Annotated in this window: 11 protein-coding genes; 9 read left to right on the top strand and 2 right to left on the bottom strand. The window is 67.4% G+C overall.

What is annotated here, in order from left to right:
* The first annotated feature begins 561 nt into the window (after window positions 1-561).
* From bioB to ACI766_RS02550, 9 genes are all read left to right on the top strand, one after another.
* Entirely contained in the window at window positions 562-1,620 is a 1,059-nt protein-coding gene (bioB, locus tag ACI766_RS02510) for a biotin synthase BioB (RefSeq protein WP_003103330.1), read from the top strand.
* A gap of 105 nt (window positions 1,621-1,725) precedes the next feature.
* Window positions 1,726-2,931: an 8-amino-7-oxononanoate synthase gene (bioF, locus tag ACI766_RS02515; RefSeq protein WP_003084826.1), complete on the top strand. Its 1,206-nt coding sequence runs from the start codon at window positions 1,726-1,728 to the stop codon at window positions 2,929-2,931.
* Complete coding sequence (locus tag ACI766_RS02520; protein ID WP_003117932.1) at window positions 2,924-3,646, top strand: alpha/beta fold hydrolase; 723 nt, start codon at window positions 2,924-2,926, stop codon at window positions 3,644-3,646. Before bioF ends, ACI766_RS02520 begins: the two co-directional genes overlap by 8 nt.
* Window positions 3,639-4,463, top strand: coding sequence for a malonyl-ACP O-methyltransferase BioC (gene bioC, locus ACI766_RS02525; RefSeq protein ID WP_003113247.1), 825 nt, complete (start codon window positions 3,639-3,641; stop codon window positions 4,461-4,463). The genes ACI766_RS02520 and bioC overlap by 8 nt, the downstream gene beginning before the upstream one ends.
* Window positions 4,464-4,466: 3 nt before the next feature.
* A complete protein-coding gene (bioD, locus tag ACI766_RS02530) occupies window positions 4,467-5,153 on the top strand; it encodes a dethiobiotin synthase (RefSeq protein WP_023086919.1) in 687 nt (228 codons plus the stop codon).
* 108 nt (window positions 5,154-5,261) lie between these two features.
* Window positions 5,262-5,492: a hypothetical protein gene (locus tag ACI766_RS02535; protein WP_003113246.1), complete on the top strand. Its 231-nt coding sequence runs from the start codon at window positions 5,262-5,264 to the stop codon at window positions 5,490-5,492.
* 339 nt (window positions 5,493-5,831) lie between these two features.
* Window positions 5,832-7,637, top strand: a complete 1,806-nt coding sequence (locus ACI766_RS02540) for a phenylacyl-CoA dehydrogenase (protein WP_003103341.1) — start codon at window positions 5,832-5,834, stop codon at window positions 7,635-7,637.
* A 212-nt stretch (window positions 7,638-7,849) separates the two neighbouring features.
* Window positions 7,850-9,646: an acyl-CoA dehydrogenase C-terminal domain-containing protein gene (locus ACI766_RS02545; protein WP_003103343.1), complete on the top strand. Its 1,797-nt coding sequence runs from the start codon at window positions 7,850-7,852 to the stop codon at window positions 9,644-9,646.
* Window positions 9,647-9,918: 272 nt separating this feature from the next.
* A complete protein-coding gene (locus ACI766_RS02550; protein ID WP_003103344.1) occupies window positions 9,919-11,697 on the top strand; it encodes an acyl-CoA dehydrogenase C-terminal domain-containing protein in 1,779 nt (592 codons plus the stop codon).
* A 330-nt stretch (window positions 11,698-12,027) separates the two neighbouring features.
* Here the strand turns inward: ACI766_RS02550 and nirN are convergent, their stop codons facing one another.
* Together nirN and cobA are read right to left on the bottom strand one after the other, a co-directional pair.
* Window positions 12,028-13,509, bottom strand: coding sequence for a dihydro-heme d1 dehydrogenase (nirN, locus tag ACI766_RS02555; RefSeq protein WP_003113244.1), 1,482 nt, complete (start codon window positions 13,507-13,509; stop codon window positions 12,028-12,030).
* Entirely contained in the window at window positions 13,500-14,339 is an 840-nt protein-coding gene (gene cobA / locus ACI766_RS02560) for a uroporphyrinogen-III C-methyltransferase (protein ID WP_003113243.1), read from the bottom strand. The genes nirN and cobA overlap by 10 nt, the downstream gene beginning before the upstream one ends.

Below are 14,339 nucleotides of genomic sequence, written 5' to 3' on the forward strand. Positions count from 1 at the left end.
AGCCAACTTCGGACCTGGAAGAGGCGCTTTCCATTCATATTCCTGAATGTGCCCGAATGAAACCCGTATCGTGTTTTGGAAAGTGGTTGGTCGGAAGGGTCGAATATATTTTTCGTTATACTTCCGCTGCGCTTTGAATGGCTATATTTAGGGTGGTTGGTTGCGTTCATGGTTCAAGTCTGGATAACTTGTTTTCGTTGCGCACCGCTAGGGTGGCAAGAGATTCAATGTTTCTCCATGTTAGAAACCTGCCAGGGAATATATAAATAAGATATTTCCTATTTCTTGTAGGAAATATCCTAAGCATTACTTGTAGTTTTCCGAGGTAGTTGCGCCGTTTCTTCTAGGGAGCCGAATGCCACATAGAGGACGAGGCCGATTGGAGCAGTCGATGACTACTGGCTTCTACATGAATGATCAAATATTGATCAGATGTAGTCCTGTGCCCTGGGTTGGGTTGACAGCGTCATACAGCCACTTATGATGCCCTTGAGCCTGACCCCCGGCGTGCCGGGGCTCCCCGACAAAAGGCGCCATACAAGCGTCGAAGGAATCTTCCCCATGAGTGCAACCGCTTCCGTCGCCACCCGTCACGACTGGTCCCTCGCCGAAGTCCGTGCCCTGTTCGAGCAACCGTTCAACGACCTGCTGTTCCAGGCGCAGACGGTGCATCGCGCGCACTTCGACCCGAACCGCGTGCAGGTCTCGACGCTGCTGTCGATCAAGACCGGCGCCTGCCCCGAGGACTGCAAGTACTGCCCGCAGTCCGGCCACTACAACACCGGCCTGGACAAGGAGAAGCTGATGGAGGTGCAGAAGGTCCTCGAGGCGGCGGCCGAGGCCAAGGCCATCGGTTCGACCCGCTTCTGCATGGGCGCTGCCTGGAAGCACCCGTCGGCCAAGGACATGCCCTACGTCCTGGAGATGGTCAAGGGCGTGAAGAAGCTCGGCCTGGAGACCTGCATGACCCTCGGTCGCCTGACCCAGGAACAGACCCAGGCGCTGGCGGACGCCGGCCTCGACTACTACAACCACAACCTGGATACCTCGCCGGAGTTCTACGGCAACATCATCACCACCCGCACCTACAGCGAGCGCCTGCAGACCCTGGCCTACGTGCGCGAGGCGGGGATGAAGATCTGCTCCGGCGGCATCCTCGGCATGGGCGAGTCGGTGGACGACCGCGCCGGCCTGCTGATCCAACTGGCGAACCTGCCGGAGCACCCGGAGTCGGTGCCGATCAACATGCTGGTGAAGGTCAAGGGCACGCCCCTGGCGGAAGAGAAGGACGTCGATCCCTTCGACTTCATCCGCACCCTGGCGGTGGCCCGGATCATGATGCCGAAGTCCCACGTGCGCCTGTCCGCCGGCCGCGAGCAGATGAACGAGCAGATGCAGGCGCTGGCCTTCATGGCCGGGGCCAACTCGATCTTCTACGGCGAAAAGCTGCTGACCACGAAGAACCCGCAGGCCGAAAAGGACATGCAGTTGTTCGCCCGTCTCGGCATCAAGCCGGAAGAGCGCGAAGAGCACGCCGACGAAGTGCACCAGGCCGCCATCGAGCAGGCGTTGGTGGAACAACGCGAATCGAAGCTGTTCTATAACGCCGCTTCCGCCTGACCATACTGGAAGGGAGGGCGCCGCCGTCCCTTCGTTGCAGCCGCTGATGTCGGCCCTGCGTGGACGGGTGCGCCTGCGTCCGTCCAGCAACACGAGCGACCTGCCATGTCCTTCGATCTCGCTTCCCGCCTCGCCAGCCGGCGCGCGGAAGACCTCTACCGCCAGCGGCCGCTGCTGGAGTCGGCCCAGGGCCCGGACGTCGTGGTCGACGGCCAGCCGCTTCTGGCCTTCTGTTCCAACGACTACCTCGGCCTGGCCAACCATCCCGAGGTGATCGCCGCGCTGCGCGCCGGCGCCGAGCGCTGGGGCGTGGGCGGTGGCGCCTCGCACCTGGTGGTCGGCCACAGCGGCCCGCACCACGAACTGGAGCTGGCCCTCGCCGAATTCACCGGGCGGCCCCGTGCGCTGCTGTTCTCCACCGGCTACATGGCCAATCTCGGCGCGGTGACCGCGCTGGTCGGCAAGGGCGACACGGTGCTGGAGGACCGCCTCAACCACGCTTCGCTGCTGGATGCCGGATTGCTCTCCGGCGCGCGTTTCTCGCGCTACCTGCACAACGACCCGGCAAGCCTCGCCGCGCGCCTGGACAAGGCCGAGGGCAATACCCTGGTGGTCACCGACGGGGTCTTCAGCATGGACGGCAATCTCGCCGACCTGCCGGCCCTGGCCGCCGTCGCGCAGGCCCGCGGCGCCTGGCTGATGGTCGACGACGCGCATGGCTTCGGCCCGCTGGGCGCCAGCGGCGGCGGGATCGTCGAACATTTCGGCCTCGGCCAGGAGCAGGTGCCGGTGCTGATCGGCACCCTCGGCAAGGGTTTCGGTACCGCCGGCGCCTTCGTAGCGGGCAGCGAGGAACTGATCGAGACCCTGATCCAGTACGCCCGGCCCTACATCTACACCACCAGCCAGCCGCCAGCGGTGGCCTGCGCCACCCTGAAGAGCCTGGAGCTGCTGCGCCGCGAAAGCTGGCGGCGGCAACACCTGGCGGCGCTGATCGCCCGTTTCCGCCATGGCGCCGAGGCGCTTGGCCTGACCCTGATGGACAGCTTCACGCCGATCCAGCCGATCCTGGTCGGCGGCAGCCGCCAGGCCGTGGCCCTGGCCGGCATGCTTCGAGCCCGTGGCATCATGGTCGGCGCGATCCGCCCGCCAACCGTGCCGGCCAACAGCGCGCGGCTGCGCGTCACGCTGTCCGCCGCGCACAGCGAAGCGCAGGTCGACCGCTTGCTCGAAGCCCTCGGCGAAAGCTGGCGACAGCTGTCGTCTAGCCTTCTGGCAGAGATCGAAGCCGAGGAGGGAGACGATGCGTGACCACCTGATCCTGTTGCCGGGCTGGGGCCTGGGCAGCGCACCGCTGGAACCGCTGCGCGACGCGCTGCACGAGCGCGAGCCGCACCTGAACGTGTTGATCGAGCCGCTGCCGTCGCTGGACGCCGCCGCCGACTGGCTCGACGAACTCGACGATAACCTGCCGCGCGATAGCTGGCTGGCCGGCTGGTCGCTGGGAGGCATGCTCGCCGGCGAACTGGCGGCGCGCCGCGGCGACGATTGCCGGGGACTGCTGACCCTGGCCAGCAATCCGTGCTTCCGCGTGCGCGAGGACTGGCCGAACGCGATGCCGGCGGAAACCTTCGAGGACTTCTTCGAGGCTTTCCTGCTCGAACCGCACCTGACCCGCAAGCGTTTCACCCTGCTGGTCAGCCAGGGTGCGCGCGACCCTCGGACCCTGGCGCGGCAACTGCAGGTGGCGCTGCCGCAACTGGAGCGCGAGGCGCTGGTCGCCGGCCTGCAGTTGCTCGGCCAACTGGATACCCGGGCCGCCCTGGAAAACTTCCGCGGGCCGCAATTGCACCTGTTCGCCGAAGCCGATGCGCTGGTGCCGCTGGCCGCCGCCGAGGCCCTGCTCGAGTGGCTGCCGGACGTCGAGGTCTCGACCCTGGCGGCCAGTCACGGCCTGCCGCTGGAATGCCCGGACGAGGTGGCCGGCGCAATCCTGAGATTCCTTCGCGAGGGTGACGATGCCTGACGATTCCTCGCCGCTGCTGGCGCCCCATGGCGTTGCCGCGCTGCCCGACAAGCGCCAGGTCGCCGCGTCGTTTTCCCGCGCGGCGGCCAGCTACGACGCGGTGGCCGAACTCCAGCGCGGCGTCGGTGAGAGCCTGCTGTCGGCATTGCCGGAAGGCTTCTCGCCGCGCCGCTGGGTCGATCTCGGCTGCGGCACCGGTTATTTCAGCCGGGCCCTGGAACGACGCTTCGGTGCGGCCGAGGGCCTAGCCGTGGATATCGCCGAAGGCATGCTGCGGCATGCCCGCGCGCGCGGCGGCGCCAGCCATTTCATCGGCGGCGACGCCGAGAGGCTGCCGTTGCGCGACGGCAGTTGCGACCTGCTGTTCTCCAGCCTGGCGATCCAGTGGTGCGCCGACCTCCCGGCGGTCCTGGCCGAGGCGCGGCGGGTCCTGCGGCCGGGCGGCGTGCTGGCGTTCAGCAGCCTGTGCGTCGGTACCCTGGGCGAGTTGCGCGACAGTTGGCGGGTGGTGGACGGCTTCGTCCACGTCAATCGCTTCCGCGCCTTCGCCGACTACCTGCAACACGCGGCCGGCAGCGGCCTGCTGCCGCTGACCCTGCGCCACGAGGACCGGCTCCTGCATTTCCCCGACCTGCGCAGCCTGACCCACGAACTCAAGGCCCTGGGCGCGCACAACCTCAACCCCGGGCGGCCCGACGGCCTGACCGGGCGCCAGCGCATCCGCGCGCTGGTCGCCGCCTACGAGCGTTTCCGCCAGCCCGAGGGGCTGCCCGCTACCTACCGCGTCGTCTTCGGCGTGCTGCGCAAGGATTCCTGAACCATGCCGGCGTTCTTCGTCACCGGTACCGACACCGAGATCGGCAAGACCACCATCGCCGCCGGCCTGCTCCACGCGGCCCGGAGTGCCGGCCTGAGCACCGCCGCGGCGAAGCCGGTGGCCTCCGGCTGCGAGCCCACGGCGCAAGGCCTGCGCAATGGCGACGCGTTGGTGTTGCTCGGCCAGTGCTCGCTGGCGCTGGCCTACGAGCAGGTCAACCCGCTGGCCTTCGCACCGGCCATCGCCCCGCACCTGGCGGCGCGCGAGGCTGGCGTCGAACTGAGCGCCGCACGCTTGCACGAGGCGGTGCGCGAGGTGCTGGCGCTACAGGCCGACTTCACCCTGGTGGAGGGCGCCGGCGGATGGCGCGTGCCGTTGCTGGGCCGCGAGAACCTGTCCGACCTGGCGCGCCTGCTGGCGCTGCCGGTGGTGCTGGTGGTCGGCGTGCGCCTGGGCTGTATCAACCATGCGCTGCTCAGCGCCGAGGCGATCCTGGGCGACGGCCTGGCGCTGGCCGGCTGGGTGGCCAACGTCGTCGACCCGCCTACCTCGCGCCTGGAAGAGAACCTGGCGACCCTCGCCGAACGCCTGCCGGCGCCCTGCCTGGGTCGGGTACCGCGCCTGGAGGAAGCCACTCCCGCGGCCGTGGCCGCGCACCTCGACCTGCGGCCCCTGGGTATCGGGCTATAAACAGCGGGCCGTCCATAACCAACGGGCGGTACCCAGCGCCGGCCAAGTCTGCTTGAATAGAAGCCACTTGCTATCGCAGTGGCGCGTGCGCGTCCCCAGGAGTAGAGGGTGGAAATTTCCGGCAACGCTTTCGTCAGTGGTCTCAACGCGGTGCAGTCGGGCAGCGCCCGCGTCGCCCAGGCCGGCAGCGAGATCGCCCGCAATACCGTGGAGGCCCGTTCGGCCCAGGCCGAGCAGATGGTCGAACTGACCCGCGGCAAGCTCGAGGCGCAGAGCGGCGCCCGGGTCATCGAGGTAGCCGACGAGACCCTCGGTACCCTGATCGATACCCACGCCTGACTTCCTGGCGGCCGGCAGCGGCCGCCCCGACCCTTCCTTTTCCGACTGTCACCCGGCGGCCCCTGAAGCCTGCCGGGCGCTTCGCCATGGGCTTTACTGAGAGAGACGAAAGTGCTTTGGAAGGACGTGGCTGCCAGTGATTTCGGGCATGACCGAGCGGTCGGTTCGGATGCTTGACAAGGGATTGGCGTAAACGTATGTTTCAAACGCCTGTTTGAGAGCCGGGACGCATGAGTGCGTCCGGCAAGGCGACCGGGAGCGATCCCGCACTGCGACCGCAGACTCTGGACATCCGTCCGGTCGCCGATTAACCAGAACCCTTCGTAGAGGTTGACTGCTATGCCTGATTACAAGGCCCCCTTGCGTGATATCCGTTTCGTTCGCGACGAGCTGCTGGGCTACGAAGCGCACTACCAGAGCCTGCCGGGCGCCGAAGACGCGACTCCCGACATGGTCAACGCCATCCTCGAGGAAGGTGCGAAGTTCTGCGAACAGGTGATCGCTCCGCTGAACCGCGTCGGCGACCTGGAAGGCTGCACCTGGAGCGCCGACGGCGTGAAGACCCCGACCGGCTTCAAGGAGGCCTACCAGCAGTTCGTCGAAGGCGGCTGGCCGAGCCTGGCCCATGACGTCGAGCACGGCGGCCAGGGTCTGCCGGAATCCCTCGGCCTGGCCATCAGCGAGATGGTCGGCCAGGCCAACTGGTCCTGGGGCATGTACCCGGGCCTGTCCCACGGCGCCATGAACACCCTGCATGCCCACGGCACCGCCGAGCAGCAGGCAACCTACCTGACCAAGCTGGTCTCCGGCGAGTGGACCGGCACCATGTGCCTGACCGAGCCGCACTGCGGCACCGACCTGGGCATGCTGCGCACCAAGGCCGAGCCGCAGGCCGACGGTAGCTACAAGGTCACCGGCACCAAGATCTTCATCTCCGCCGGCGAGCACGACATGGCCGACAACATCGTCCATATCGTCCTGGCCCGCCTGCCCGACGCCCCGCAGGGCACCAAGGGCATCTCGCTGTTCATCGTGCCGAAGTTCCTGCCCAACGCCGAAGGCAACGCCGGCGAGCGCAACGCGGTTTCCTGCGGTTCCATCGAGCACAAGATGGGCATCCACGGCAACGCCACCTGCGTGATGAACTTCGACGCCGCCACCGGCTTCCTGATCGGCCCGCCGAACAAGGGCCTGAACTGCATGTTCACCTTCATGAACACCGCTCGCCTGGGTACCGCGCTGCAAGGCCTGGCCCATGCCGAAGTCGGTTTCCAGGGCGGCATCGCCTATGCTCGCGAGCGTCTGCAGATGCGCTCGCTGACCGGTCCGAAGGCGCCCGAGAAGCCCGCCGACCCGATCATCGTGCATCCTGACGTGCGCCGCATGCTGCTGACCATGAAGGCCTTCGCCGAAGGCAACCGCGCGATGCTGTACTTCGCCGCCAAGCAGGTCGACATCGTCCAGCGCAGCCAGGACGAAGAGCAGAAGAAAGCCGCCGACTCGATGCTGGCCTTCCTCACGCCGATCGCCAAGGCGTTCATGACCGAAGTCGGCTTCGAGTCCGCCAACCACGGCGTGCAGATCTTCGGTGGCCACGGTTTCATCGCCGAGCACGGCATGGAGCAGAACGTCCGCGACAGCCGCATCTCGATGCTGTACGAAGGCACCACCGGCGTTCAGGCCCTCGACCTGCTGGGTCGCAAGGTGCTGATGACCCAGGGCGAGGCGCTGAAGGGCTTCACCAAGATCGTGCACAAGTTCTGCCAGGCCAACGAAGCCAACGAAGCCGTCAAGGAATTCGTCGCTCCGCTGGCGCAGCTGAACAAGGAGTGGGGCGACCTGACCATGAAGGTCGGCATGGCCGCCATGAAGGATCGCGAGGAAGTCGGCGCCGCTTCGGTGGACTACCTGATGTACTCCGGCTACGCCTGCCTGGCCTACTTCTGGGCCGACATGGCGCGCCTGGCCGCCGAGAAGCTGGCCGCCGGCACCGGCGAGGAAGCCTTCTACAAGGCCAAGCTGCAGACCGCGCGCTTCTACTTCCAGCGCATCCTGCCGCGTACCCGCGCCCACGTCGCCGCCATGCTGTCCGGCGCCAGCAACCTGATGGAGATGGCCGAGGAAGATTTCGCCCTCGGTTACTGATGGCACGGGCCGCTGGCGGCCCGTTCCCCAGGTGAGAAAGAGCCCGCCCTTCGGCGGGCTTTTTCATGCCTGCGATCCGCTGCATCCTGGCCTTCCGACCTCGGGGTTATGGCGTTGCATTCAGCGTCCGCAGCGTGATTGTAGGCGCCCGCCCGGCGCAGTAGCTTCGAGGGATTCGCGCCTGTGGGGCGCCCCTGCCGAGGAGAACAGAGATGCCGGAATACAAGGCTCCGCTGCGCGACATGCGCTTCCTGATCGATGAGGTATTCGACTTCCATGGGCGCTACCAGGCGCTCGGCGCCAGCGACGCGACCCCGGACATGGTGGCGGCGATCCTCGATGAAGGGTCGAAATTCTGCGAACAGGTTCTGGCGCCGCTGAACCGCTCCGGCGACGAAGAGGGCTGCCACTTCGACAACGGCGTGGTGACCACGCCCAAGGGTTTCAAGGAAGCCTATGCACAGTACGTCGAGGGTGGCTGGAACGGTGTCGCCAGCGATCCCGCGTACGGCGGCCAGGGCCTGCCGCACTCGCTGGGTCTGCTGCTCAGCGAGATGATCGGCGCCAGCAATGTCTCCTGGGGCATGTACCCGGGCCTGACCCGCGGCGCCATGTCGGCGATCCACGCCCACGGCAGCCAGGCGCAGAAGGACCTCTACCTGGCGCGGATGACCGCCGGCACCTGGACCGGCACCATGTGCCTGACCGAGCCGCACTGCGGCACCGACCTGGGCATCATCAAGACCCGCGCGGTGCCGAACGCCGACGGCAGCCATGCGATCAGCGGGACGAAGATCTTCATCTCCGCCGGCGAGCACGACCTGAGCGAGAACATCGTCCACCTGGTGCTGGCCAAGCTTCCCGATGCGCCGGCCGGGACCAAGGGTATCTCGCTGTTCATCGTGCCGAAGTTCCTTCCCGACGCCGAAGGTAACGTGGGCGCGCGCAATGCGGTCTCCTGTGGCTCCATCGAGCACAAGATGGGGATCAAGGCCTCGGCCACCTGTGTGATGAACTTCGACGGCGCCACCGGCTACCTGATCGGCGAGCCGAACAAGGGCCTGCACTGCATGTTCACCATGATGAACCACGCCCGCCTGGGCACCGGCATGCAGGGCCTGTGCCTTGGCGAGACCAGTTACCAGGGCGCCGTGCGCTACGCCCGGGAGCGCTTGCAGATGCGCTCGCTGACCGGGCCGAAGGCGCCGGACAAGCCGGCCGACCCGATCATCGTGCACCCCGACGTGCGGCGCATGCTGCTGACCATGAAGGCGTTCAACGAAGGCAACCGCGCGCTGGCCTACTTCACCGCCCAGTTGCTCGACACCGAGCACCTGTCGCAGGACGCCGCCGAGCGCGAGCGGGCCGCCGACCTGCTGGCCTTCCTGACACCGATCTGCAAGGCCTTCATGACCGAGACCGGGCAGGAGGTGACCAACCTCGGCATGCAGGTCTACGGCGGCCACGGCTACATCCGCGAGTGGGGCATGGAGCAGTTGGTCCGCGATTGCCGCATCGCACAGATCTACGAAGGCACCAACGGCATCCAGGCCCTCGACCTGCTCGGCCGCAAGGTACTGGGCAGCCAGGGCAAGCTGTTGCGCGGTTTCACCAAACTGGTCCACCAGTTGTGCCAGGCCCAGGCCGAGCATCCGCAACTGAAGGGACAGGTCGCGCAACTGGCGGCGCTGAACGCGCAGTGGGGCGAACTGACCCAGCAGGTGGGCCTGGCGGCGATGAAGAATGCCGACGAAGTGGGCGCCGCCTCGGTGGACTACCTGATGTTCTCCGGCTACGTGACCCTGGCCTATTTCTGGTTGCGCATCGCCCTGGTGGCGCGCGAGAAGCTGGATGCCGGCAGCGGCGAGGCCGCGTTCTACGAAGCCAAGCTGGCCACCGCCGACTTCTACTTCAGTCGCCTGCTGCCGCGCACTGCGGCGCACGCCGCGGCGATCCAGGCCGGCGCGGCGGGCCTGATGAGCCTGTCGGCGGAGCAGTTTTCGCTCTAGCGGCTGCCGGGGCAGGGGCGCGGCGCTTCTTCCCCCGGTTTCTCCCGCACCCGCCGGGCCCGTCGGACTCCCGGCGAACTCGCTCGAGCCCGCGAAAAGCGGGCTTTCTCATGCCTGTCGCATAGAAGACCGATATAGACTTTCAGGTCACGACGTGACGCTACAAGTCCGAAATGTTGGTGGTGTAGACTCGGCCGCGGCACGCCTTTCGTGCCTCCATTTTGTTGCCGCTGGCCCCCGGCCGGCGATCGGTACGATCGAGGATTCCCCACATGGCTGATTACAAAGCTCCGCTGCGCGACATGCGCTTCGTCCTCAATGAGGTGTTCGAGGTCTCCCGGCTCTGGGCGCAACTGCCGGCGCTGGCCGAAGTGGTCGACGCCGAGACCGCCGCGGCGATCCTCGAAGAGGCCGGCAAGGTCACCGCCGGTACCATCGCCCCGCTGAACCGTCCGGGCGACGAGGAAGGCTGCCAGTGGAACGCTGGCGCGGTGAGCACCCCGGCCGGCTTCCCCGAGGCCTACCGGACCTACGCCGAAGGCGGCTGGGTCGGCGTCGGCGGTGATCCGACCTACGGCGGCATGGGTATGCCCAAGGTGATCTCGGCGCAGGTCGAGGAACTGGTCAACTCGGCCAACCTGTCGTTCGGCCTGTATCCGATGCTGACCGCCGGCGCCTGCCTGGCGCTCAATGCCCATGCCAGCGACGAACTGAAGGACAAGTACCTGCCGAACATGTACGCCGGTATCTGGGCCGGTTCCATGTGCCTGACCGAGCCGCATGCCGGCACCGACCTGGGCATCATCCGCACCAGGGCCGAGCCGCAGGCCGACGGCTCCTACAAGATCAGCGGGACCAAGATCTTCATCACCGGCGGCGAGCATGACCTGACCGAGAACATCATCCACCTGGTGCTGGCCAAGCTGCCCGACGCCCCGGCCGGGCCGAAGGGCATCTCGCTGTTCCTGGTACCGAAGGTGCTGGTCAACGCCGACGGTTCGCTGGGCGAGAAGAACAGCCTGGGTTGCGGCTCCATCGAGCACAAGATGGGGATCAAGGCCTCGGCCACCTGCGTGATGAACTTCGACGGCGCTACCGGTTGGCTGGTGGGCGAGGTCAACAAGGGCCTGGCGGCGATGTTCACCATGATGAACTACGAGCGCCTTGGCGTCGGCATCCAGGGCCTGGCCACCGGCGAGCGCTCCTACCAGAGCGCCATCGAATATGCCCGCGAGCGTATCCAGAGCCGCGCGCCGACCGGCCCGGTGGCCAAGGACAAGGCCGCCGACCCGATCATCGTGCACCCCGACGTGCGTCGCATGCTGCTCACCATGAAGGCGCTGAACGAAGGCGGCCGCGCCTTCTCCAGCTACGTCGCGATGCAGCTGGACACCGCCAAGTACAGCGAAGACGCGGTCACCCGCAAGCGCGCGGAAGAGCTGGTGGCGCTGCTGACCCCGGTGGCCAAGGCATTCCTCACCGACATGGGGCTGGAAACCACCATCCATGGCCAGCAGATCTTCGGTGGCCACGGCTTCATCCGCGAATGGGGCCAGGAGCAACTGGTGCGCGACTGTCGCATCACGCAGATCTACGAAGGCACCAATGGCATTCAGGCGCTCGACCTGGTGGGGCGCAAGGTGATCGGCAGCGGCGGCGCCTTCTCCCGTCACTTCACCGACGAGATCAAGGCCTTCGTCGCTTCCGCCGACGAGGCCCTGGGCGAGTTCAGCAAGCCGCTGGCGGCCGCCGTGGAGAACCTGGAAGAGCTGACCGCCTGGCTGCTCGACCGCGCCAAGGGCAATCCCAACGAGATCGGCGCGGCGTCGGTCGAATACCTGCATGTGTTCGGCTACACCGCCTATGCCTACATGTGGGCATTGATGGCGCGCACCGCGCTGGCCAAGCAGGGCGAGGACGACTTCTACGCCAGCAAGCTGGGTACCGCGCGCTTCTACTTCGCCCGCCTGCTGCCGCGCATCCATTCCCTGAGCGCCTCCGTGCGCGCCGGCAGCGAGTCGCTGTACCTGCTGGACGCCGAGCAGTTCTGAGGCCTGGCGCCTGAGACGGAAAGCCCCGCGATGCGGGGCTTTTTTCTGGGCGCCGGGGGCTCGGCGCGCGGGACGGGTGGGGGGATATCCGCTTGCGGCTATCCGCCATTCCCAGGGTTTTCTCGGGGCCGTGATGGGACAGGGTGAGCGGCGGATAACGCCGTTGGCGTTATGCGCCCTACGGCTCCTCGCGCAGGGTGGGCGGTAGGGCGAATAACCGCTTGCGGTTATCCGCCATTCCCGTGGTTTTTCTCGCGCCGTGAGGGGACAGGGTTGTCGCGGTCCGTCGCGGAGGATACGGGGATATCCGTTGATGGCGTCTCGACCGCCTCAGTGCGAGGTTCCCTCCGCATAGCCGATCTTGTTGCCGACGTTGTACTTGCCCGACGGCTTGTTCATCGGCAGTCGCTTCACTTCCTCCAGGCTGTGCGCGTCGTAGACCACCAGCGCGCCGTCGCGGTCCCAGACGCTGAGCAGGGCGTAGCGGCCGTCGCGGGTGAACTCGACGTGGCCGGCCACCTTGCCCGGGCTGGGGCGCAGGCGATGGGCGATTTCCAGGGTCTGCTTGTCGATCAGCAGGATCTCGTCGTGTTTCTTGCCAAGGAAGGTATCGGTCCAGGCGTAGGGCGAGTCGGCATGGCTGCGCATGAAGAAGCCGGGGCCGTCGGTGACGATTTCCTTCAACGGCTTCCAGTTTTGCAGGTCGATCACCGAGATCACCCCGCGGCTGATGTTCGGCGTAGCGAACACCCAGCGCCCGTCGCGCTTCCAGTAGATGCCCGAGCCGAGGTGCGGCATGCCCGACAGCGGGATCGAGGCGACCCGCGCGCCGCTGTCCAGCTCGATCACCTCGCCGCCCCTGGCCTGCCGCGAGCTGCCCAGCAGGTAGCGGTAGTCGGGGCTGAAGGAGAAGTCGTCGAGGTAGTCGGCCACCGCCAACCGTTTCGGCGCGACCGGCTTGCCGTTGGCATAGGGCAGCTCCCACAGCTCGTGGACGTCCTTCAGGGCGACCACGAAGCTGTGTCGCGGCGGTGCCGTGTATACCGCGCTGACCCGCGAGGCCTGGCCCTGGGCGTCGGCCGCCGGGATGACCTGCACCAGGGACAGGTCGCGGGCGTCCAGCAGCACCAGGTTGCCGGGCAGGTAGTTGCCCACCAGGACCCAGCGCCCGTCGTCGCTGACCGCCAGGTTGCGCGTGTTGAGGCCGGCGCGGACCTCGGCGACCACCTTCAGGTTGTACAGGTCGTAGAGGGTTACCCAGCCGTCGCGCGAGGCGAAGTACACCAGGCGCCCGTCCGGGGAGAACTTCGGACCTCCGTGCAGGGCGTAGCGCGAGGGGAAGCGGGCGATGGGCTCGAAGCGATCGCCGTCGAGGATGGTCACGTGGTGGTCGCCGGACTCCACCACCACGAACAGGTTCAGCGGGTCGGCCTCGAAGCGGGGCCTGGACGGCAGGGTGGCGAGGGGATGCGGCTGAACCTGGCTGGCCCGGATGTCCTCGGCGCTCCACTGCGGTTCGCGCGGCGGCGCCTGGTAGAGATAGGCGACCAGGGCGTCCGCCGCGGCGTCGTCCAATTGACCGGCAAAGCCGGCCATCTGGGTTGCCGGACGACCGTGCAGGATCACCTCGCGGGCCTGCGCCGGCTTCAGCCGCGAAAGGCTTTCCGGGAGCAGGGTCGGGCCGCTGCCGCCGAGCCGCCCGGCGCCGTGGCAGGCCTGGCAGTGCTGGCGGTAGAGCGCTTCCCCCGGCGCTTCGCCGGCCTGTGCGAGGGCGCCGAGGAGCAGGCCGAGGGCGAGGCCGATCAGGCGCATGCGACGGCCTCGCGGCTGACCGGCGAGCCGGCGCCCAGGTATGACGGATGCGCCATCGCGCGCTCGGCGAAGAGCGCGACCACCTGGCCGACGACGATCAGCGTCGGCGGCTTCAACTGGTAGCGTCGCGCCAGCGCCGGCAGCTCGGCAAGGGCGCCGCGGGTCACCTGCTGGCCCGCCTGGGTGCCCTGGCTGACCAGCGCCGCCGGGGTGTCGCTGGCGAGGCCGTGCTCGACCAGGCGCGCGGCGATCTCGGCGAGGTTGCCCAGGCCCATGTAGAACACCAGGGTCTGCTTGCCACGCGCCAGGCCGGCCCAGTCGAGGTCGAGGCGGCCGTCGTTCTGCAGGTGGCCGGTGACGAAGGTGCAGGACTGGGCGAGGTCGCGGTGGGTCAGCGGGATGCCGGCGTAGGTACTGCAACCGGAGGCGGCGGTGACGCCGGGGACCACCTGGCAGTCGACGCCGGCTTCGAGCAGGCGCTCCAGCTCCTCGGCGCCGCGACCGAAGATGAACGGGTCGCCGCCTTTCAGGCGGACCACCCGGCGTTGCTGCCGGGCCAGGCGCACCAGCAGCTCGTTGATTTCTTCCTGCGGCAGGCTGTGGTGGCCGCAGCGCTTGCCGACGTAGATGCGCTGGCAGCTTTCCGGCAGAAGGGCGATCAGCTCGCGGGCGACCAGGCGGTCGTAGACCACCACCTCGGCCTGTTGCAGCAGGGCCCAGGCGCGCAGGGTGAGCAGGCCCGGATCGCCGGGGCCGGCGCCGACCAGGGCGACGCTGCCGGCAGGGAAATCGACATCGAGGAGGGACGGCGGAATCACGGTAGTGTTCAT

Source organism: Pseudomonas sp. DL (genome assembly GCF_047199225.1).
Classification (GTDB): Bacteria; Pseudomonadota; Gammaproteobacteria; order Pseudomonadales; family Pseudomonadaceae; genus Pseudomonas; species Pseudomonas aeruginosa.

Excerpts from the sequence above, each read along its gene's own strand:
- bioC (WP_003113247.1), top strand. The coding sequence starts at position 3,639 with ATGCCTGACGATTCCTCGCCGCTGCTGGCGCCCCATGGCGTTGCCGCG.
- bioB (WP_003103330.1), top strand. The coding sequence starts at position 562 with ATGAGTGCAACCGCTTCCGTCGCCACCCGTCACGACTGGTCCCTCGCC.
- nirN (WP_003113244.1), bottom strand. The coding sequence starts at position 13,509 with ATGCGCCTGATCGGCCTCGCCCTCGGCCTGCTCCTCGGCGCCCTCGCA.
- ACI766_RS02520 (WP_003117932.1), top strand. The coding sequence starts at position 2,924 with ATGCGTGACCACCTGATCCTGTTGCCGGGCTGGGGCCTGGGCAGCGCA.
- ACI766_RS02550 (WP_003103344.1), top strand. The coding sequence starts at position 9,919 with ATGGCTGATTACAAAGCTCCGCTGCGCGACATGCGCTTCGTCCTCAAT.
- cobA (WP_003113243.1), bottom strand. The coding sequence starts at position 14,339 with ATGAACACTACCGTGATTCCGCCGTCCCTCCTCGATGTCGATTTCCCT.
- bioF (WP_003084826.1), top strand. The coding sequence starts at position 1,726 with ATGTCCTTCGATCTCGCTTCCCGCCTCGCCAGCCGGCGCGCGGAAGAC.
- ACI766_RS02540 (WP_003103341.1), top strand. The coding sequence starts at position 5,832 with ATGCCTGATTACAAGGCCCCCTTGCGTGATATCCGTTTCGTTCGCGAC.
- ACI766_RS02545 (WP_003103343.1), top strand. The coding sequence starts at position 7,850 with ATGCCGGAATACAAGGCTCCGCTGCGCGACATGCGCTTCCTGATCGAT.
- bioD (WP_023086919.1), top strand. The coding sequence starts at position 4,467 with ATGCCGGCGTTCTTCGTCACCGGTACCGACACCGAGATCGGCAAGACC.